The sequence below is a fragment of the Micrococcus luteus genome (assembly GCF_022664405.1).
GTDB classification, from domain to species: Bacteria; Actinomycetota; Actinomycetes; order Actinomycetales; family Micrococcaceae; genus Micrococcus; species Micrococcus luteus.
In genome coordinates this window covers 47,287-66,100 of record NZ_JAKRLB010000013.1, presented here as the reverse complement: position 1 = coordinate 66,100, position 18,814 = coordinate 47,287, and the positions used below count along the sequence as shown (strand labels likewise).

Genomic DNA, 18,814 nt, shown 5'->3' with positions numbered 1-18,814 from the left:
CCGTGACGCCGCCGCAGACCACCGTGGACGGTGCGGCCGCGAGCGCGGCCCGTCGTGTGGAGCTCCGTCCCGTGGGCGCGCAGGACCATCCGCTGCTGCACCGGTGGGTGACGTCCCCGCACGCCGTGTACTGGGAGATGACGGAGGCGGGTCTGGCCGACGTCGTGGCCGAGTACGAGGCGATCGCCGCGCACCCGCACCACCACGCGCACGTGGGGCTCGTGGACGGGACTGCGACCTTCCTGGTGGAGGTCTACGACCCGGCCCACTCGGAGCTGGCCGGACGGTATGCGGGCGCGCCGGGCGACGTCGGCCTGCACGTGCTCGTCGCCCCGACGGACACCCCGGTGCCCGGGACCACGGACCTGGTGATGGCCGCGGTGGTGCGCTGGTGCCTGGCCCAGCCGGGGGCGCGGCGCGTCGTCGTCGAGCCGGACGAGCGCAACGCCGCCATCCGGGCGAAGAACCTGGCCGCCGGGTTCACGGAGCTCGGTCCCGTGGCGCTGGGATCCAAGACGGCGATGCTCTCGATCGCCACGCCCGAGTCCTTCACTGCCAGCCGGATCGGCGTCCTCGCCGCCGGGCTGGACCTCACCCTCCCCGAGCCCCCGCTCCTCCTCACCCCCGACAGGCAGGTGTCCGCATGACCCCCGTCCCCCCGTCCTCCCCGTCCCGCCTGGACGCGCTGACGGCGCCGACCGCCCGGCACGCCCACCGGCTGCTCGTCGCCAAGGCGATCCGCGAGTTCACCCATGAGCGGCTCCTGACGCCGGTGCGCGGCGAGCGGGTCGACGACGCCGGCCGCCACGCCTACACGCTCACCCTGGGCGGGGTGCGGTGGACGTTCACCGCGCGTGCCCTCCCGCTCGAGCACCTCGGCGTGGATCCGGACTCGGTGTGCCGTGCCGGGGATCCGGACGCGGTGGCCGTCGACCGCTTCGTCCTCGACGCGGCCGAGGTGCTCGGGCTGGCCGGCGAGGCGCTGGACGTCTATCTCGAGGAGCTCGCCTCCACCTTCGCCGCCCGGTGCCACACCCTGGCCGGCGAGCGCCCGTCCGCCGCCGACCTGGTGGACGCGGACTACACGGCGGTGGAGGCCGCCATGAGCGAGGGACACCCGGGCTTCGTGGCCACCAACGGCCGCATCGGCTGGGGGGCCACGGAGTACGCGATGTTCGCCCCCGAGGGCGGGCGGGCGCTGCACCCGGTGTGGCTCGCGTTCCCCTCCGAGCTCGGGGGACGGTGGACCTGGCCCAAGACCGCGAGCGCGGGCGCCGCCGTGCCGGCGCCGCCCCCGCCGATCACCGAGGCGGTGGCGGGCCTGTGGGCGGAGCGGGCGGCGGCGCTCGACGTCGATCCGGAGGCGTACACGCTGATCCCGGTGCACCCGTGGCAGTGGGAGCACCGGATCCAGGTGGCGTTCGCCCCCGACCTCGCCGCGGGGCGGCTGGTGCACGTGGGCGAAGACCCGGACGCGTTCACGGCCATGCAGGCGGTGCGCACCCTGTTCAACGCGAGCGACCCGCACGCCCCGCAGCTGAAGACGGCGTTGTCCGTGCAGAACATGGGGTTCGTGCGCGGCCTCTCCCCCGCGTACATGTCCGTCACCCCGGCGATCAACGCGGTGGTGGCCGACCTCGTGGACTCCGACCCCCTGCTCGCGAGGTGGGGCTTCGGGGTGCTGCGGGAGTACGCCTCGGCCGGGTACACCGGGGACGCCTTCCATGCCGTGGGCTCGAAGGGTCCTCACACGAAGATGCTCGCCGCCCTGTGGCGGGAGAGTCCGCTGCCGCGCCTGGCGGAGGGCGAGCGGGTCATGACCATGGCGGCGCTGCTGCACCGGGACGGCGGGGGCCGCTCCGTGGCGGGGGCGCTCGTGGAGCGCTCGGGGCTGACGGCGGCGCAGTGGCTGCACGGGGTGGTGACGGCCTACGTGACCCCGCTGGTGCATCTGGCCGCCGCCTACTCGACCGTGTTCATGCCCCACGGGGAGAACATCGTGCTCCGCCTGCGGGAGGGACGGGTCACCGGCGCCTTCCTCAAGGACATCGGGGAGGAGGTGGTGGTCGGCGCGGACGGCGTCCCGCTCACGGAGCAGACCCGGCGCATCCGCATCGACCTCACCGACGAGGACCTCTCCCTCTCCTTCTTCACGGACATGCTGGACGGCGTGCTGCGCCATCTGGCCGACGTGATGGACGCGGACGCCCTGCTGCCGGCGGAGGAGTTCTACGCCGTGGTGGGGCGGGTCCTCGCCGAGTACACGGCCCTGGGGCTCGCGGATGTGGAGCGCCTCGGCCTGGACGCGGAGGACTTCGCGCACTCGTGCCTGAACCGGTTGCAGCTGCGGAACGCCACGCAGATGGTGGACCTGACGGACCCGTCGGGCTCGCTGCTCTACGCCGGTCGCCTGGCCAACCCGGTGGCCGCGCCGCTGCGCCGCGCGCTGGCGGAGCTCCGGCAGGACGCCGCGGCATGAGCGCGGACGCGTGGACCGGGACGGCGACGGGTGACGTGGCGGGCCGTTGCCACCGGGACGCGCACGGCGTGCCGACGCTCGTGGCCGCGTCCCTGCCCGAGCTGGCCTACCTCCAGGGGTGGCACGTGGCGACGGAGCGGGCCTGGCAGGTCGACTGCGAGCACCGCCGGGTCACCGGCATGAGCGCCGAGGTGTTCGGCCCGCCGGCGGTGGCGAACGACGTCGCCGCCCGGCAGATGGACCTGGACGGTGCGGCCCGCCAGGCGTTCGACGCCCTCGACGACGCGGAGGACCGGGCCTGGTTCACCCGGTTCGCCGACGGCGTGAACGCGGGGCTGGACGCCGGGGCCCGGCGCGCGCCCGAGTTCGCCGCCCACGGGGTGAAGCCGCTGCCGTTCGACCCGCACACGGCGCTCGCCCTGCACCTGGGCTACAACGTCTGGCTGACCAACGCGCCGGCCGCCCTGTTCCGCACCCTGCTGGCCGAGCGCTTCCCCGCGCTCGCCGCGGCGCTGATCTCGCCGCGCCCCGACGCGGACGGCTCGAACGCCTGGGCGGTGCGCGTCGGCGCCGAGGGCGCTCCGCTCGTGGCCGCCGACCCGCACCGGCTGCTCGAGCTGCCCGGCGTCTACCAGCAGGTGCGCCTCGTGGTGGAGGCCGAGCGTCCCCGGGACCGCGTCGACGTCGTCGGCCTGGCCTTCCCCGGTGTGCCGGGCGTCCCGCATGTGGGGCAGTCCGAGCACGTCGCGTGGGTGACGACCTCGGCGATGGTGTCCTCGCTCGAGATGGTCCTCGAGGACGCCCCCGAGGGGCCGGAGGTCCTCGACGCCCGGACCGAGCGGGTGCACGTGCGCGGCGGCGACCCCGTGGACGTGCGGGTGGCCCACACCCCGCGCGGGCGGCTCGTGGACGTGCCCGGCGCCGGCCCGGTGAGCATGCGGTTCCCCGCCTGGGACCGCGCCGACACCGGCCTGCCGAGCGCGCGCCGGCTGCTCACGGCCGCGAGCGCCGCGGAGGCCTGCGCGGTGCTGGACGGGCACGTCGAGCCGGTCAATCGCGTGATCGTCGCGGACCGGCGGACGGTGCTCACCCGGCACGCCGGGGCCGTGCGGCGCCGGGATCGACGCTCGGCCTGGGGTGCGGCGCGGGCCTCCGCGCTGGGCCGGGGCTCCGCCGACGGGTCCCTCGATCAGCGCTGGGTGCGCTGGCCCGCGCCGGCCGCGGCGGACGACGTCGTGGTGGCGGCCAACGAGCCCCACCCGGACACCGCCTGCCTCACCGTGGACGCGTGCGCGCCGTGGCGGTCCCGCCGCATCCGGGAGGCCCTCGAGGCGCTGGCACCGCAGGAGCGGACCGTGGACGCGATGGCCGCCCTGCAGACGGACACCCGGACCCCGGGCGCGCCGCGGGCCTGGCTCGCCGACGCCGTCGACGCGCTCGTCGCGGACGGCGTGCTGGCCGCGGAGTCCGTCCCGGCGTGGGCCGGCGACGCCGCCGCCGGATCGGCCGCGGCCCGCTGGTGGCTCCTCGTGGAGCACGAGGTGGCCGCCGCCCTGATCGCGCACCTGCCGCCCGCCTCGCGGGCCCTGCTCGGCGGCCCGTGGGCACCGTGGGGCGACGCCGCCGCATGGGTCGGCGCGGCGCTCGCCGAGCGCGGGCCGGAGCCGCTGCGCGCGGCCCTGGGGGTCGCAGCGTCGACGAGGGACCTCGTGCGGGCCGCCGTCGCCGCCGTCGGCGACGCCGCTGAGCCGCCGGGCCCCGACGACACGGCTCGGACGTGGGGTGCGGCGCATGCCCTGACCCCGTTCCTGTTCACGCACGAGCATCCCGGCGGGCCGGATGTGCCGGGGCTCGCCGACGTGCTCGACACGATCGGGTCCGTCCGGGTGGGCGGCACCGCGGACGCGGTCTGCGCCACCTCGCACGCCCCCGGCCTGGCCGTCGGCACCCACCGCGGGCCAGTGGCCCGGGTCGTGTTCGACCTCGGCGACCGCACCCGCAGCCGGTGGGTCGTCCCGTTCGGCGCCTCCGGTCTCGGAGGCGGGCACGTGACGGATCAGCTGGACGCGTGGGCCGCCGGCCGCCTGCTGCCCGTGCCGTCCGGTCCCGTCCCCCCGTCCGCCGGCAGCGGCGTCGCACCCGCCCGCTCCGTCCCCGGCGGGGCCCCTCCGGGACGCATCGTGGCCGAGGTCGGCGTCGGGGCGTTGGGCCTGACCATGACGCGCGTCCGCCCGGCCCTGGACGCCCCGCTGATCCACGCACTCGTCACGGAGCCGCGGGCGGAGTTCTACGGGATGCGCGGGCACAGCGTGCAGGACGTCGAGGAGGTCTACGACTTCCTCGAGTTCCAGCCCACCCACGCGAACCACCTCGTGTGGCACGGCGGGACCCTCGTGGCCCTCGTGCAGACCTACGACCCTCGCGCGGAGGAGGTCGGCGGCGCCTACGAGGTGCGGGACGGGGACCTCGGATTCCATTTCATCACCGCCCCCGGCGGCCTGCAGGGGCGCGCCCGCGCCACGGCCTACCGGAGCATTGTGGACTGGTTGGGCGCACGCCCCGGCACGCGTCGGCTCGTGATCGAGCCGGACGTCCGCAACACGCGGGCCGTGAAGACCGCCCGGGCTCTGGGCTTCACGGTGGACCGGGAGGTCGAGCTGCCGGGCAAGCGGGCGGCGCTGTGCTTCCGCGCCGTGCACTGACCCTGCCCCGCACACGGCGACGGCGCGCACCCGCCTCGGTGCGCGCCGTCGTCGTGCCGGTCAGGGGCGGTGGCTCACTTGTGCTCGGCCACGCCCGTCTGGCCCTCCCGGACCAGGGCGGTCATGCGGGAGACCGTGCGGAAGTACTTCTTCATGTAGCCGCCGTGCATCATCTCCTGCGTGAACAGGGCGTCGAAGGGCACACCGGAGGCGAGGACGGGCACGTCCTTGTCGTACAGGCGATCCGCGAACACCACGAAGCGCAGGGCCGTGGCCTGCTCCGTGATGGTGTGCACGTCGTGGAGGGCGAGCACGTCCACGTCCTTGACGAGCTCGCGGTAGCGGGAGGGATGCACGCGGGAGAGCATCGCGGTGAGGTCCGCGAAGTCGTCCACGGCGAGCACACCCGCGTCGGGGAAGTTCTCCTGGGCGGTGGCCTCGACGGCGGCGTCGTCCAGCGGCGACGGGGCGGCGGAGAGGCCGCGGTGGCGGTAGTCCTCGCCGTCCACGCGGATGACCTCGAACTGGTCGGCCAGGACCTGGATCTCGCGCTTGAAGTCCTGCGCCGCGAAGCGCCCCTCGCCGAGCGAGCCCGGCAGGGTGTTGGAGGTCGCCACCAGGCGCACGCCGGCGTCGGCCAGCTCGCGCATGAGGCGGGACATCAGCACGGTGTCCCCCGGGTCGTCGAGCTCGAACTCGTCGATGCACACGAGGGTGTACTCCTTGAGCTCGTCCACCGCCTTGCGGAAGGACAGGGCGCCCACGAGGTTGGTGTACTCCACGAACGTGCCGAACGCCTTGGGCCCGGGGGCCGCGTGCCACGTCGAGGCCAGCAGGTGGGTCTTGCCGACGCCGAAGCCGCCGTCGAGGTAGATGCCGGCCGGCCCTGCCGCCCGCTTCTTCCCGCCGAACAGGCCGCCGAGGAACCCGCCGCCCGAACCGCCCCGGCCGAGGTCTGCCGCGAACCGGCGCAGCCGCTCCACGGCCTGTGCCTGCGAGGGGTGCGCGGGGTCCGGGATGTAGGTGTCGAAGGACACCGTGCCGAAGCGGTACGACGGGTGGAAGCCGGACAACAGCTGGTCCGGGGTGACCTGCGGCGAACGGTCGGCGAGGTGGACGATCTGAGCCACGGGACACTCCCAGGGTCGACGACGGGGATTCCGGGCCATGCTATCGGGCCGCGGACCCGACCCATGTGACCTCGCGTGTCCCGGACTGAGGGGCCCCTACCCTCTTACGTGACACCGACGTGCCGTAATCTGGCGCGCAGGGCACGGACACGGAACCCGCCGTCGTCGTGCCGCCCGCCCCGGGCCCGTGCGGGCCCGCCCCGACGCGAAGGAAGGCAGTGCCATGACCGATACCGCCGCGAAGTTCTCCGAGTACGCCCACCCCGAGAAGCTGGTGTCCACGCAGTGGGTCGCCGACCATGTCGGCGACGAGGACGTCGTGGTCCTCGAGTCCAACGAGGACGCTCTCCTCTACTCCACCGGCCACATCCCCGGCGCCCAACGCGTCGACTGGCACACCGAGCTCAACGACCCCGTCACCCGCGACTTCGTCGGCCCCGAGGCCTTCGCCGAGTTCGCCGCCTCCAAGGGGATCTCCCGGGACACCACCGTGGTGTTCTACGGCGACAAGTCCAACTGGTGGGCCGCCTACGCCCTGTGGGTGTTCACCCTCTACGGCCATGAGGACCTGCGCCTGATGGACGGCGGCCGTGACAAGTGGATCGCGGAGGGACGCGAGACCACCCGCGAGGTCCCGACCGTGGCCCGCGCCGAGTACCCGGTGATCGAGCGCGACGACCACACAGATCGTGCCGCCCGCGAGGACGTCCTGCAGGCCATCGGGACCACCCCGCTGATCGACGTCCGCTCCCGTCCCGAGTACACGGGCGAGACCACGCACATGGCCGGCTACCCGCAGGAGGGCACCCTGCGCGGCGGCCACATCCCCACGGCGGCGTCCGTGCCGTGGGCGTCCGCGGCCAACGAGGACGGCACCTTCAAGTCCCGCGCCGAGCTGGAGCAGGTCTATCGCGCCGGCGCCGGGCTGCAGGAGGGTGACGACGTGATCGCCTACTGCCGCATCGGCGAGCGGTCCTCCCACACCTGGTTCGTGCTCAAGTACCTGCTCGGCCACGAGGACGTCCGCAACTACGACGGCTCCTGGACCGAGTGGGGCAACGCCGTGCGCCTGCCGATCGCCGTCGGCGAAGAGCCGGGCGAGGCCCCCGCGCGCTGAGCCCCCGGCACGGCGTGGATCACTAGACTGGGACACCATGACCGAGAACCACGCCGTGCCCGCCGCCCTGGCCGAGATCATCGACGACTTCGCCGGGGTGCCCGATCCCGAGAAGCTCGAGCTGCTGCTGGAATTCTCGGACGAGCTGCCGGCGCTGCCGGAGCGCTACGACGGCCACGAGGCCGAGATGGAGCAGGTCGTGGAGTGTCAGACCCCGCTGTTCCTGGCCGTGGAGCTCGAGGGTGAGCCCGGTCCGCAGGCCCCGGTCCGCCTCTTCATCACCGCTCCCCCGGAGGCGCCCACCACGCGCGGTTTCGCCTCCGTGCTCACCCAGGGCCTGGACGGGCTGAGCGCCCTCGAGGTCCTGGACGTGCCCGAGGACATCCCCACCCGCCTCGGTCTGGCCAAGGCCCTCACCCCCCTGCGCCTGCGCGGAATGTCCGCCATGCTCGGCCGCATCAAGCGCAACGTGCGCGAGCAGGCCGGGATCGCCTGAGTCCGCCGTGGGCCAGCGCAAGAAGGATCGCAGCGCCCGGCACGGGGCGGCCACACCGGCCGTCGCCGCCCTCGAGGCCGCCGGGGTCCCGTACCGGCTGCACACCTTCGACGTGGCCCTCGACGCCGGCGGCGAGCGGTTCGGCGTCCAGGTCGCCCGGGCGCTCAGCGTGCCCGCCGACCGACTGTTCAAGACGCTGATGGTGGCGGACCCCGACGGCGCGCTCGCCGCGTGCGTGGTGCCCGTGTCCGGTCAGCTGGACCTGCGGGCCGCCGCCGCGGTGCTGGGCGTCAAGCGACTCGCCCTGGCCGATCTGGCCGTCGTCGAACGCCGGACCGGCTACGTGCGGGGCGGCGTCTCTCCCCTGGGCCAGCGCCGGCCCCACCCCGTCGTCCTGGACTCCTCCGCCCTCGACGCGGAGCTCATGTACGTCTCCGGCGGGCAACGCGGCCTGGATGTGGAGATCGCGCCCGCCGACCTCGTGCAGGTGACGGGCGCCGTCGTCGCGGAGATCGCGGCGGACTGACGGGCGGGTCCTGCGGCCGGGCCGGTCAGACGTCGTCGCGCGCCTGGCGGCGCACCACAGCCATGCGCTGGCCGACGGTGACCAGGGAGGCTGCGGCGAGCAGCCCCAAGGTGACGGCCAGGACGACCGGGGGCAGACCGAGGCCGGTGAGGCCGGCGACCACGAGGGTGGCCACGAGCCGTTCGGCGCGCTCGGCGATGCCCACGTGCGCGTCCCAGCCGAGGGCCTCCGCCTTGGCGCGCACGTAGGAGACGAGCATGCCCAGGGCCAGGCAGGCCCCGGAGAGCGCGCCGACCGCGGGTGCGGCGCCGACGCCGAAGCCCCACAGGCACAGCCCGAGGAACACGGCCGCGTCCTGCACGCGGTCCAGGGTGGAGTCGAGGAACGCGCCCCAGCGGCCGGTGGACCCGGCCTCGCGCGCCATGATCCCGTCCACCAGGTCCGAGAACACGAACGCGGTGATGAAGAGCGTGCCCCAGAACAGGTGCCCCAGGGGGAAGAGCACGAGCGCGCCCAGGCTCACGCCGAGTGTGCCGACGACCGTCACGGTGTCCGGACTGACCCCGGCCCGCAGGAGCGTACGGGCCACCGGGGTGAACAGGCGGGTGGTGACGCCGCGCGCGTGACGGTCCAGCATCAGGCGGGGTCTCCGGCCCCCGGGCGAGGATGCTCGGCCGCGGCACGGGCGTTGGCCGCCCGGCGCGCGGCGTGGTCCCGGGCGGCCCGGTCCCAGACGCCCGCGAGGATCTGCCGGGTCTCCCCCAGGGTCTGCGACATGTTCTTGGTCCGAGCGATGATCGGCAGGAAGTTGCCGTCGCCGGTCCACCGCGGCACCACGTGCTGGTGCAGATGGGCCGCGATCCCGGCGCCGGCCACCGCCCCCTGGTTCATGCCGAGGTTGTAGCCGGACGCGCCGGCGGCCTGGCCGAGGGCGAGCATCGCCGTCTGGGTCAGCTCCGCCATCTCGGCGGCCTCCTCCGTGGTGGTGTCCGTGTACAGGGGCACGTGGCGGTAGGGGCAGACGAGCAGATGACCGGGGTTGTACGGGTACAGGTTCAGCACCACGTAGGCGGTGCGGCCGCGGTGGACGATGAGGGAGTCCTCATCGTCGCGCTGCGGGGCCGCACAGAACGGGCAGGTGTGCTCGTCCTTGACCTGGCCCGTCCCCTTGGACACGTACGCCATGCGGTGGGCGTTCCAGAACCGCTCGAAGGCGTCCGGGGCGCCGGGCAGCTCGAAGCCGTCCGTGGCGGCGGCGTCCGCCGACGCGCGGGCCTGCGCCCGCGCGTCGGATCCGCCGGTGCCGGGGCTGGTCATGGGGTGACCTCGCGCTCGCGCACCGCCTTCACGATGCGTTCGATCGCCTCCTCCACCGGCACGCCGTTGTCCTGGGTGCCGTCGCGGAAGCGGAAGGACACGGCGTTCGCCTCCCTGTCCTCGCCGCCGGCGATCAGCACGAACGGCGCCTTCTCCTTGGCCGCGGTGCGGATCTTCTTCGGGAAGCGGTCCGAGGAGTCGTCCAGGCGCGCCCGGATCCCCTCGGCACGCAGCTTCGCGACGACGTCGTCCAGGTAGTCGTTGAATGCCTCGGCCACCGGGATGGCCACGACCTGCTCCGGGGCAAGCCAGGCCGGGAACGCGCCGGCGTAGTGCTCGGTGAGGACGCCCAGGAAGCGCTCGATGGAGCCGAAGAGGGCGCGGTGGATCATCACGGGGCGCTGACGGGTGCCGTCGGCGGCCTGGTACTCGAGGTCGAAGCGCTCGGGCAGGTTGAAGTCCAGCTGGATGGTGGACATCTGCCACGTGCGGCCGATGGCGTCCCGGGCCTGGACCGAGATCTTCGGGCCGTAGAACGCGGCGCCGCCCGGATCCGGGACGAGCTGCAGACCGGAGGCCTCCGCGACCTCGGCGAGGGTGCGGGTGGCCTCCTCCCAGATCTCGTCGGAGCCGACGAACTTCTCCGGGTCCTTCGTGGAGAGCTCGAGGTAGAAGTCGTTGAGGCCGTAGTCCTTGAGCAGGTCGAGGACGAAGTTGAGCGTGGTGGTCAGCTCCTCCTTCATCTGCTCGCGGGTGCAGTAGATGTGGGCGTCGTCCTGGGTCATGCCGCGCACGCGCGTGAGCCCGTGGACCACGCCGGACTTCTCGTACCGGTACACGGAGCCGAACTCGAACAGCCGCAGCGGCAGCTCACGGTAGGACCGGCCGCGGGAGCGGTAGATCAGGTTGTGCATGGGGCAGTTCATCGGCTTGAGGTAGTAGTTCTGCCCCTGGCGCGTGATCTCGCCGGTCTCGGGATCACGGACCTCGTCGATGTGCATGGGCGGGAACATGCCGTCCGCGTACCAGTCGAGGTGGCCGGACACCTCGTAGAGGTGCTGCTTGGTGATGTGCGGGGTGTAGACGAACTCGTAGCCGGCCTCGGTGTGGCGCCGACGGGAGTAGTCCTCCATCTCCTTGCGGATGATGCCGCCGCGCGGGTGGAACACGGGCAGGCCGGAGCCGAGCTCGTCCGGGAAGGAGAAGAGATCCAGCTCGGCGCCGAGCTTGCGGTGGTCGCGGCGCTCGGCCTCGGCGAGGCGCTCCTGGTAGGCCTTGAGGTCGTCCTTGCTGGCCCAGGCGGTGCCGTAGATGCGCTGCAGCTGCTTGTTCTTCTCGTTGCCGAGCCAGTAGGCGGCGGCGGAGCGGGTGAGCGCGAAGCCGTTGCCGATGAGCTTGGTGGAGGGCAGGTGCGGGCCGCGGCAGAGGTCGCACCACACGGCGTCGCCGGTCTTGCGGTCCACGTTGTCGTAGATGGTGATCTCCCCGGCCCCGACCTCCACGGAGGCGCCCTCGCCGGCGGTGTCCGCGGCATCCTTCTTGCCGAGCAGCTCGAGCTTGTAGGGCTCGTCCGCCATCTCGGCGCGGGCGGTCTCCTCGTCCACGACGCGGCGGCGGAAGGTCTGGCCGGACTTCACGATCTTCTGCATGAGCGAGGAGATCTGCTTGAGGTCCTCGGGGGTGAAGGGCTCGTCGACGTCGAAGTCGAAGTAGAAGCCGTCCGTGATGTACGGGCCGATGCCGAGCTTGGCGCCCGGGCGCAGCTGCTGCACGGCCTGGGCCATCACGTGGGCGGTGGAGTGCCGCAGCACCTCGAGGCCCTCGGGCTCCGTGATGTCCACCGCTTCGACGGACGCGCCGGCAGGGATCTCCCGGGCCAGGTCCCAGAGCAGGCCGTCCACCCGCATGACGGCGGTGGTCGGCTTCTCGCGGAAGAGGTCGAGGCCGGTGGTGCCGTGCGTCACCTCCCGCAGCTCTCCGTCCACGGTCAGCAGGATGTTCTTCGGCTCCGACACGGTGCTCCTTCGAGGTCTGGCTTCGGGATCGGTGGCGTACGGGGGCCACCGTCGGCCGCGTCCCATTCTAGGGGCGCGGCCGGACGGCGGGGCACGGAGGCGGACGGTCTCATCTGTCCGGGGTGGGCAGCAGCTCCCACGTCTTCGGGTGGGGCACCGGGATCGGGGGGTGCTCCGGCGCGGGCCGACCCGGTGCCGTGCGGCCGGGGCGGGCCCCGCCGGCCGGCCCGACGTCGGTGCGCACCTTCACGGGCCAGCCGCCCGTGCCGTGGTGCGGGATGTCCGGCAGGGGCTGCGCTCCGGTGCCCGCCCGGCCGCTGCGGCGCGCGGCGGCGGCTCGGCGGTCCGCCGCGAGCCAGTCCCGCCACTGCTGCCGGGTGGCGTCCAGGTAGTCGGGGTCCGGGAGCGTCTCGGGCCGGTGCAGGTCCCAGGCGCGCACGGCCTGGACGGACACGGCCCGGTCGCCGGTGCGCCGGACGGTGCCCTCGATCAGCAGGAGGCGGGCGGAGAAGAGCATCTCCCCGGAGGCGTGCTGGGCCTCGGTGAAGAAGGAGGCGTCCACGCAGCCGGTGCCGTCGTCCACGGAGAGGAACACCACCCGCTTGCCGCTGCGCATGGGCGGGGTCTGGGTGGCCACGCGCACCCCGGCCACGAGCACCCGGGACTGCGTGCGCAGCCCGAGCAGGTCCTTCGCCCGGGTGACGCCGAGCGCGTCCAGGTACGGGGCGTGGGAGTCCATGAGGTGGGCGGTGACGTCCAGGGCGGTGAGCTCCAGCTCGGTGCGGACCCGGGCGGCCGGGCCCGGGTCAGGGAAGAGCGGGGCGAGGGCGGTGAGCTCGGTGTCCGGCAGGTCCAGGGCCAGCTGGCCCTCCACCTGCCGCGGACGGGCGGACCGCGAGCGCGGGGCGGTGCGGCCGGGGGCGGTGCCGCGGGTGGTGGAGTGCTGGAGTTCGAGGTGGTGGACGAGGTCGGTGCGGGAGGCGCCGCCGGGTGGGAGGAGGCAGTCGAGGGCGCCGAGCTGGGCGAGGCGTTCGAGGTTGCGGGCGGTGGGGCGGGCGCGGTCGCGGACGTCGGCGAGGGAGCGGTAGGGGCGGCCGGCGTCGAGGCGGTCGGTCTCGGCTTCGCTGAGTCCGGAGAGGCTGGTGAGGGGCAGGCGGATGCCCCAGCGGCCGGGGGCGCCGTCGTCGACCTCGGGGTGGGCGGGGACCCACTCGACGTGGACGTGGCGCGAGGAGGCGTTGACGTCCACGGGCAGGACGGGGATGCCCATGCGGCGGGCCTCGGCGACCATGAGGCGGGCGGGGTACATGCCGGGGTCGTGTTCGAGGATGGCGGCCATGAAGGCGGCGGGGTGGTGGGTCTTGAGCCAGGCGGAGTGGTAGGTGGGGACGGCGAAGGCGGCGCCGTGGGCCTTGCAGAAGCCGAAGGAGCCGAAGGCGGAGAGGGTGGCCCAGACCTCGTCGATGACTTCGAGGGAGTAGCCGCGGGCGAGGGCGCCGGTGCGGAAGGCCTCTTCGACGAGGTGTTCCTGCGGGCCGCCGAGGAGGCGGCGGTGCTCGTCGGCGCGGGCCAGTCCGCAGCCGGTCATGACGTCCATGGTGCGTAGGACCTGTTCGTGGAAGACGGTGACCCCGTGGGTCTCGGCGAGGACGGGCCGCAGGTCGGGGTGCGGGTAGTGGGCGGGTGCCCAGCCGTGCCGCTGTTCGAGGAAGGGCCGGACCATGTCGGACTGCATGGGGCCGGGGCGGAAGAGGGAGATGTCCACGGTGAGGTCGTTGAACTCGCGGGGGGCGAGTTTGCCGACGAGTTCGCGCTGGCCCGGGGACTCGATCTGGAAGCAGCCGAGGGTGTGGGTGGTGCGGATCATCGCATAGGTGGCGTCGTCGTCCAGGGGCACCTGTTCGAGGTCGATGCGCTCGCCCGTGGTGCGTTCGACCTCGGCGATCGTGTAGGCGATGGCGGACTGCATGCGCACGCCGAGGATGTCGAGCTTGAGGAAGCCCATGGGGTCCATGTCGTGCTTGTCGAACTGGCTCATGGGCAGGCCCATGCCGGAGGGCTGGACGGGGGTGCGGTGCAGCAGGGCGGCGTCGCCGAGGATGACGCCGCAGGGGTGCATGGAGATGTGGCGGGGCAGGCGGTCGAGGCGTTCGGTGAGGTCGACGAGCAGGTCCAGCTGGCGGTCGCCCTCGGCGCGGCCGGACTCGATGCGGCGGGAGAGGCCGCCGAGTTCGGGCATGCGCTGGAGGGCCTCGCGGAAGTTCGAGGCGGAGAAGCGCCAGAGCTGCTTGGCGATGGCGTCCACCTCGGGTTCGGGCATGCCGAGGGCGAGGCCGGCGTCGCGGACGGCGCCGCGGGCCCGGTAGGCGTTCTGCATGCTCATGAGGGTGGTGCGCTCGGCGCCGAAGCGCTCGACGACGGCATGGTAGATCTCGTGGCGGCGGGCGGACTCCACGTCGATGTCGATGTCCGGGAGGGTGGAGCGGTCGGTGGAGAGGAAGCGCTCCATGATCAGGCCGTTGGCCATGGGGTCGACATGGGAGATCCGCAGGGCGTGGTTGACGAGGGAGGAGGCGCCGGAGCCGCGGGCGGCCACGCGGATGCCCATGCCCTCGATGAGGTCGACGACGGCGGCCACGGTGAGGAAGTAGGAGGAGAAGCCGAGTCGGGTGATGATGCCGAGCTCGTGTTCGGCGCGGTCCTGCAGGTCCCGGGCCGCCTGGCTGGTGCCGGGGAGGCCTCCCCCGGTGTGGAGGTGGGGGTAGCGGGCGAGGAGGCCGGTGCGGGTGCGCTCGCGCAGCACGTGCTCCGGGGGGCCGTCGATGCCGATGACGGCGGCCTCGGGGACGCGGGGCACGCCCCAGCCGAGGTCGGTCTCGGGGTCGAGCGCGCAGGCCTCGGCGAGGCGGCGGGTGGCCTCGAGCAGGGGGGCAGGGCGGTCGTCGGCGGCGGCGGCGACCTCGTGGGCGATGCGGTGCATGGCGGCGGTGGACTTGAGCCAGCCCTGCCCGTTGGGTTGCAGGTCGTGGAGGGCGTCGAGGGAGCTGAGGGCACGGACGGCGTCGAGGACGTCCGCGGTGGCGGCACCGTCCGGGGCCGCGTAGCGCACGGCGTTGGTCAGGACGGCGGGGATGCGGGCCTGGCGGGCGGCGCGGAGGGTCTTCACGGCGTGCCCGGTGTCGAGGCGGCGGCCGGGGGCGGAGAGGTGGGTGACGACGTCGGCGTGGGGGCTGCCTGCGGGCAGGGCCGCCTTCCAGCGGTGCAGGGCGGCGAGGCCGGCCGCGTACCGGCGGCGGGCCAGGTGGCGGCCGACGTCCGAGTCCGGGCCGAGGAGGACGAACAGCTCGGGGGTGGACGGGTTGTCCCGGTTGGCGGCGGTGGGGACTCGGCCGGCCGCCGCGGCGGCGAGCTCGGCGACGCTGGCCCAGGGGCTGCCGCCTGCCGCTCCCCCGGTGGTGCGGGCGTGGGCGGCGGAGACGAGCTCGCACAGGGAGCGGTAGCCGGAGCCGTGGCAGCCTCCTCGGGCGAGCACGACCACGCGGCCGGCGTCCTCGTCCTCGCTCCACCGGACGGCCAGGTCCACGCCCACGATCGGGGTGATGCCGTGGCGCAGGCAGGCGCCCACGTGCTTGGCCATGCCGTAGAGCCCGTCCCGGTCGGTGCAGGCCAGCAGGTCCATGTCCGCGGCCGCGGCGGCGGCCACGAGGTCCTCGGGCCAGCTGACCCCGTAGTGGGCGCTGAACGCGGAGGCGACGTGCAGGTGGGCGAAGGGTGCGGCGGTGCGTCCGGCCGCGGTGGCCCGGCTCATGCCGACCGCCTCAGGTCCTGGGCGTGCTCGTGGACGCGCACGAGCCGCCACCGGCCGGAGTCCAGGTGGTGGGCGACGTCGAGGGTCTGCAGGGGCGCGGCGCCGGCCCGGGCCAGGCGGACCTGCAGCCGCCACATCTCGTGGTCGACGAGACCGGCGCCGCGGCCCTTCTCCGCGCGGACCTCCTCCGCCCACCAGCGGCGCCGCTCGAACCAGCGCACGGGGCGCTCTGCGAGGACGTAGTCCCGCCCGTTCCAGCGCAGCCCCTGCGGGGTGCCGTCTGCCCCGCACTCCACCGCCACCGACTGTGTGAGGACTCCCATTCTGCTTCTCTCCCTGTGCACTGCTGACCGGACCGACGACGGGGTGCCGTCGGGCGATGGGAGCGCGGCCCGTCCGGCGGACCGGACGCGGGGAAGAAGTGGGAAGGTGGGGCCGCACCCCCGATCGTACTCGAATATGTGTTCGAATGCGATGGAGGCGAACGTAGGGCGGCCGCCGGACACGTTAAGGACGCATGGCCCCCGGGATGGGAGGGACCGAGTCCTGGCCGCGGACCTCGACCCGACCCTGGGGCGCACATGCACGAGAAAATCGTCTCTTGGGCCGGAAGAAGTGCGCCGGCACGGTCCTGTGGACAATGCGAGCAGGACCACAATCCGCCTGCGTATACTCCGAACCAACCGGGCCTCGCATGCCACGGGCACCGCGCTGCGGGATCAGCGCGGGAGGCGCGGACACACGACGGACGTCCAGTTGGAGGGGAAATGTCTCTCACCGCACCCGGGCGCGCCCTGCGCCGCCACCGATTCGCCCAGGCCGGCACGCTCAGCGTGGCCTTGGCGCTCGCACTGACCGCCTGTGGCGGGCAGTCCGAGCCCGCCGAGTCGTCGACGACGTCACCCTCGTCCGCCAAGCCCGCCGTCGAGACGTCCGCGCCCGCGAGCACGAGCGAGACCGCGGGCGTCAGCTCATCCCCCACGGCCACGGAGAGCAGGTCCGGCGAATACGTGCCCGCATCTGCCGACGGTCCCGCTCAGAACGTGCCCAAGCCGGAGATGCCCGCCGCCATGAAGGAAGAGACCAAGGAGGGCGCCGAGGCGGCGATTCGCTATTTCTGGGAGGCGACTTATTTCCTGCAGCAGACGGGTGAGCCCCAACCTCTGCAAGAGGTATCAGGCAAGACTTGCAAATTTTGCGAGCAGTACAAGCAGTCAATGACAGGTCTATATGAGAACGACGGATGGATGTCTGGCGACGGCCCAAGCATCACCTCCATGGCGACCCAGCCATCTACAGACGGATATATAGCAACACTTCTCATCGATCTGAGCCCTGAGACTGCCCGTGACTCCAAGGGAAAAATTCTTCCCGGCGGAGAGGTTTCAGCCTCACCTGAAAGTCCGTGGATTGCAGAACTTTCCTACTCAAGTGACCTTGGACATTGGGTCGTAGACAGCATGACGCTCGAGTCTCCAGCCGGATGACCAGCATGAAACCTAGGCTTTTCCTGTGCGGTTTCGCTCTTACCTCCCTGCTCCTTACTGCACAGCCCGCCGCCTCCGAAGAACCCGTAGTCAAATGTGGCACCCAGGGAAATTCCTATGGAATAGGCGACAACGCCGTGAAGTCTGAAGTAAATTGCACCGATCCGTCGGAGATTTCTTCACCTGGAACAGACGGTGCAAACTCGTCGGCTCCCGTGGCATCCCACCTAGAGCACAAGACGGTCAGTGCGTGCATCCCAGGGCAGCTCGGCAACTCGGATTTCGAGAGCTGCCGAGAGCAGGAGGACAACTTCTGCCCCGAGGGTTCATGGATCCGGGCGCAGACCATAGACACCCGTCAACCTGATGCGAATCCCGTCTATGGCGCCCCCAAATGTTGGACGGCCAAGGCCTCCAGCAACGGCGCCCCGCCCGTCTCCATCGACGAGGTCCGCACGCTCCTCGTGCTGGAGCCTGAGATCCGGTCGGACAATGGCGGACGCGGGATCCGCAATGCGGAGACGAACTTCTACGCAGACGCCGAGACGCGCACGCTCGTCACCACCCTCAACGGGGTCGAGGTCGAACTCCGCGCCACGCCGGTGAGCTTCCACTGGGATTACGGGGACGGGTCCCCCACCAAGACCACCTCGGTCGCAGGCCAGAGCCAGCCGGAGTTCAACGTCCCCACCCCCACGAGCCACGTGTACGAGGACACCGGGCAGTACACGGTCCGCCTCACCACCGTGTACATCGGCGAATACCGGGAGGCCGGGGGCGAGTGGGTGCTCATCCCGGGCACCATCAGCCTCGACTCGGCCCCTGTCACCGCGAATATCTGGCGCACCATCACCCGCAATGTCGCCGATGACTGCAGCGTCGACTCCTCAGCCTGGGGCTGCACCGGCCCCATCGAATCCGCTCCGGCCGGCTGAGCACAGACCGCGGGGCGGCCGACGGTCTCCCGTCCACCGCCCCGCGGCCCCCTCGTCGGCCGGGTGTGTCAGACCCGGCGCACCCGCCCCCGGGCCATGAGCACGAGTCCCGCGCCGAGGGCCGCGAGCGCTCCGAGCGCGCCCGCCGGAACCTCGCGCCCGGTCTCGACCGTGTCCGGGGTCGTGTGGGTCTCCTCCTCGCCCGTTCCCTCTCTCGGCTCCTCCCCGGCCACGGGCGCCGGAGTGTCGACGGGCTCCTGCTCGGCGGGCGGCACCGGGTCCGCCTCGCCGGGAGACGGGGCGTCCTCCCCCGCCGGCACGTTCAGGGCCCGGGGCTTCTGCCCGTCCGCGAGCAACTCGACGAGCGCGAAGACGTCGGACCGCGCCGCGTCCTGGGTGATGATGACGTCCTCACTCTTGGTCATCCCGTCCAGCGACCAGTCGAGGACGAGGCGGTCGTCGGTCGGGTATGTCGCATCAGCGAGGTAGTGAAACCCGGTGAAGGAGTCCACCGTGGTGTCGCGCCAGAGGGCACCCCAGCGCGGACCCCACGAGAGTTCCGCAACCGCCGCGTCGTCGCCCAGGCCTTCGGACCGGAACGGCAGCAGCACGCCCGGCTCGGCGTGCTCCAGCGTGAGGAACCGCTCGGGGTAGTCCCCGAACACGGGGTCGGCCAGGCTGTGCTCGCCCCACGCGTAGACGAGCCCGGCAGAGGGGCCTCTGTTGCCCTCCGGAGTGCCGGCAGCCTCATCGTAGAGAGCGGCGGCCACCGGGGTGCCGTCCACGGACAGGGTGAACAGGA

The 18,814-nt window shown here is 72.9% G+C and carries 15 protein-coding genes; 8 read left to right on the top strand and 7 right to left on the bottom strand.

Annotated elements, in window-relative coordinates:
• The first annotated feature begins 2 nt into the window (after positions 1-2).
• Genes MF605_RS07450 through MF605_RS07440 form a run of 3 tightly spaced genes read left to right on the top strand, consistent with a single transcriptional unit; the run spans position 3 to position 5,181 of the window.
• A complete protein-coding gene (locus MF605_RS07450; RefSeq protein ID WP_223246401.1) occupies positions 3-647 on the top strand; it encodes a GNAT family N-acetyltransferase in 645 nt (214 codons plus the stop codon).
• Positions 644-2,479 (top strand): IucA/IucC family protein, encoded by a 1,836-nt coding sequence (locus MF605_RS07445; protein WP_020624757.1) that lies wholly within the window; start codon positions 644-646, stop codon positions 2,477-2,479. Before MF605_RS07450 ends, MF605_RS07445 begins: the two co-directional genes overlap by 4 nt.
• On the top strand, positions 2,476-5,181 hold the full coding sequence (locus tag MF605_RS07440; RefSeq protein WP_134416939.1) for a GNAT family N-acetyltransferase: 2,706 nt from the start codon (positions 2,476-2,478) through the stop codon (positions 5,179-5,181). The genes MF605_RS07445 and MF605_RS07440 overlap by 4 nt, the downstream gene beginning before the upstream one ends.
• 74 nt (positions 5,182-5,255) lie before the next feature.
• On the opposite strand, the gene zapE is transcribed toward MF605_RS07440, so the two are convergent.
• The gene (gene zapE / locus MF605_RS07435; RefSeq protein ID WP_080981737.1) at positions 5,256-6,311 is read right to left on the bottom strand and encodes a cell division protein ZapE; all 1,056 of its coding nucleotides are present in this window, start codon (positions 6,309-6,311) and stop codon (positions 5,256-5,258) included.
• A gap of 223 nt (positions 6,312-6,534) precedes the next feature.
• Between zapE and MF605_RS07430 the strand changes: the two genes are divergently transcribed.
• Genes MF605_RS07430 through MF605_RS07420 form a run of 3 tightly spaced genes read left to right on the top strand, consistent with a single transcriptional unit; the run spans position 6,535 to position 8,450 of the window.
• A complete protein-coding gene (locus tag MF605_RS07430; protein ID WP_044659665.1) occupies positions 6,535-7,428 on the top strand; it encodes a sulfurtransferase in 894 nt (297 codons plus the stop codon).
• A gap of 37 nt (positions 7,429-7,465) precedes the next feature.
• Positions 7,466-7,924 (top strand): SufE family protein, encoded by a 459-nt coding sequence (locus MF605_RS07425; RefSeq protein ID WP_004167585.1) that lies wholly within the window; start codon positions 7,466-7,468, stop codon positions 7,922-7,924.
• A 7-nt stretch (positions 7,925-7,931) separates the two neighbouring features.
• Entirely contained in the window at positions 7,932-8,450 is a 519-nt protein-coding gene (locus MF605_RS07420) for an aminoacyl-tRNA deacylase (RefSeq protein WP_044659664.1), read from the top strand.
• 25 nt (positions 8,451-8,475) lie between these two features.
• Here the strand turns inward: MF605_RS07420 and pgsA are convergent, their stop codons facing one another.
• From pgsA to MF605_RS07395, 5 genes are all read right to left on the bottom strand, one after another.
• Positions 8,476-9,087, bottom strand: coding sequence for a phosphatidylinositol phosphate synthase (pgsA, locus tag MF605_RS07415; RefSeq protein WP_044659663.1), 612 nt, complete (start codon positions 9,085-9,087; stop codon positions 8,476-8,478).
• Positions 9,087-9,767, bottom strand: a complete 681-nt coding sequence (locus tag MF605_RS07410; protein WP_044659662.1) for an HIT family protein — start codon at positions 9,765-9,767, stop codon at positions 9,087-9,089. Before MF605_RS07410 ends, pgsA begins: the two co-directional genes overlap by 1 nt.
• The gene (gene thrS, locus MF605_RS07405; protein WP_044659661.1) at positions 9,764-11,782 is read right to left on the bottom strand and encodes a threonine--tRNA ligase; all 2,019 of its coding nucleotides are present in this window, start codon (positions 11,780-11,782) and stop codon (positions 9,764-9,766) included. Before thrS ends, MF605_RS07410 begins: the two co-directional genes overlap by 4 nt.
• Before the next feature lie 109 nt (positions 11,783-11,891).
• On the bottom strand, positions 11,892-15,590 hold the full coding sequence (locus MF605_RS07400; RefSeq protein ID WP_134416940.1) for a DNA polymerase III subunit alpha: 3,699 nt from the start codon (positions 15,588-15,590) through the stop codon (positions 11,892-11,894).
• Complete coding sequence (locus MF605_RS07395) at positions 15,587-15,913, bottom strand: DUF6504 family protein (RefSeq protein WP_036338972.1); 327 nt, start codon at positions 15,911-15,913, stop codon at positions 15,587-15,589. Before MF605_RS07395 ends, MF605_RS07400 begins: the two co-directional genes overlap by 4 nt.
• Before the next feature lie 444 nt (positions 15,914-16,357).
• On the opposite strand from MF605_RS07395, the gene MF605_RS07390 reads away from it, so the two are divergent.
• The gene (locus tag MF605_RS07390) at positions 16,358-17,077 is read left to right on the top strand and encodes a DUF6318 family protein (RefSeq protein ID WP_082067620.1); all 720 of its coding nucleotides are present in this window, start codon (positions 16,358-16,360) and stop codon (positions 17,075-17,077) included.
• Positions 17,078-17,292: 215 nt separating this feature from the next.
• On the top strand, positions 17,293-18,012 hold the full coding sequence (locus tag MF605_RS07385) for a PKD domain-containing protein (RefSeq protein WP_230278125.1): 720 nt from the start codon (positions 17,293-17,295) through the stop codon (positions 18,010-18,012).
• Between the two features lie 68 nt (positions 18,013-18,080).
• Here MF605_RS07385 and MF605_RS07380 read toward each other — a convergent pair whose 3' ends face one another.
• Positions 18,081-18,797 carry a hypothetical protein gene (locus tag MF605_RS07380; RefSeq protein ID WP_242821261.1) on the bottom strand — a complete coding sequence of 239 codons (717 nt, stop codon included), beginning with the start codon at positions 18,795-18,797 and terminating at the stop codon, positions 18,081-18,083.
• Positions 18,798-18,814 lie beyond the last annotated feature (17 nt).

What these genes read in the sequence shown, in the direction of transcription:
- MF605_RS07445 (WP_020624757.1), top strand. Translation starts at nt 644, where the DNA reads ATGACCCCCGTCCCCCCGTCCTCCCCGTCCCGCCTGGACGCGCTGACG.
- MF605_RS07440 (WP_134416939.1), top strand. Translation starts at nt 2,476, where the DNA reads ATGAGCGCGGACGCGTGGACCGGGACGGCGACGGGTGACGTGGCGGGC.
- MF605_RS07430 (WP_044659665.1), top strand. Translation starts at nt 6,535, where the DNA reads ATGACCGATACCGCCGCGAAGTTCTCCGAGTACGCCCACCCCGAGAAG.
- MF605_RS07425 (WP_004167585.1), top strand. Translation starts at nt 7,466, where the DNA reads ATGACCGAGAACCACGCCGTGCCCGCCGCCCTGGCCGAGATCATCGAC.
- pgsA (WP_044659663.1), bottom strand. Translation starts at nt 9,087, where the DNA reads ATGCTGGACCGTCACGCGCGCGGCGTCACCACCCGCCTGTTCACCCCG.
- MF605_RS07410 (WP_044659662.1), bottom strand. Translation starts at nt 9,767, where the DNA reads ATGACCAGCCCCGGCACCGGCGGATCCGACGCGCGGGCGCAGGCCCGC.
- MF605_RS07400 (WP_134416940.1), bottom strand. Translation starts at nt 15,590, where the DNA reads ATGAGCCGGGCCACCGCGGCCGGACGCACCGCCGCACCCTTCGCCCAC.
- MF605_RS07395 (WP_036338972.1), bottom strand. Translation starts at nt 15,913, where the DNA reads ATGGGAGTCCTCACACAGTCGGTGGCGGTGGAGTGCGGGGCAGACGGC.
- MF605_RS07390 (WP_082067620.1), top strand. Translation starts at nt 16,358, where the DNA reads ATGTCTCTCACCGCACCCGGGCGCGCCCTGCGCCGCCACCGATTCGCC.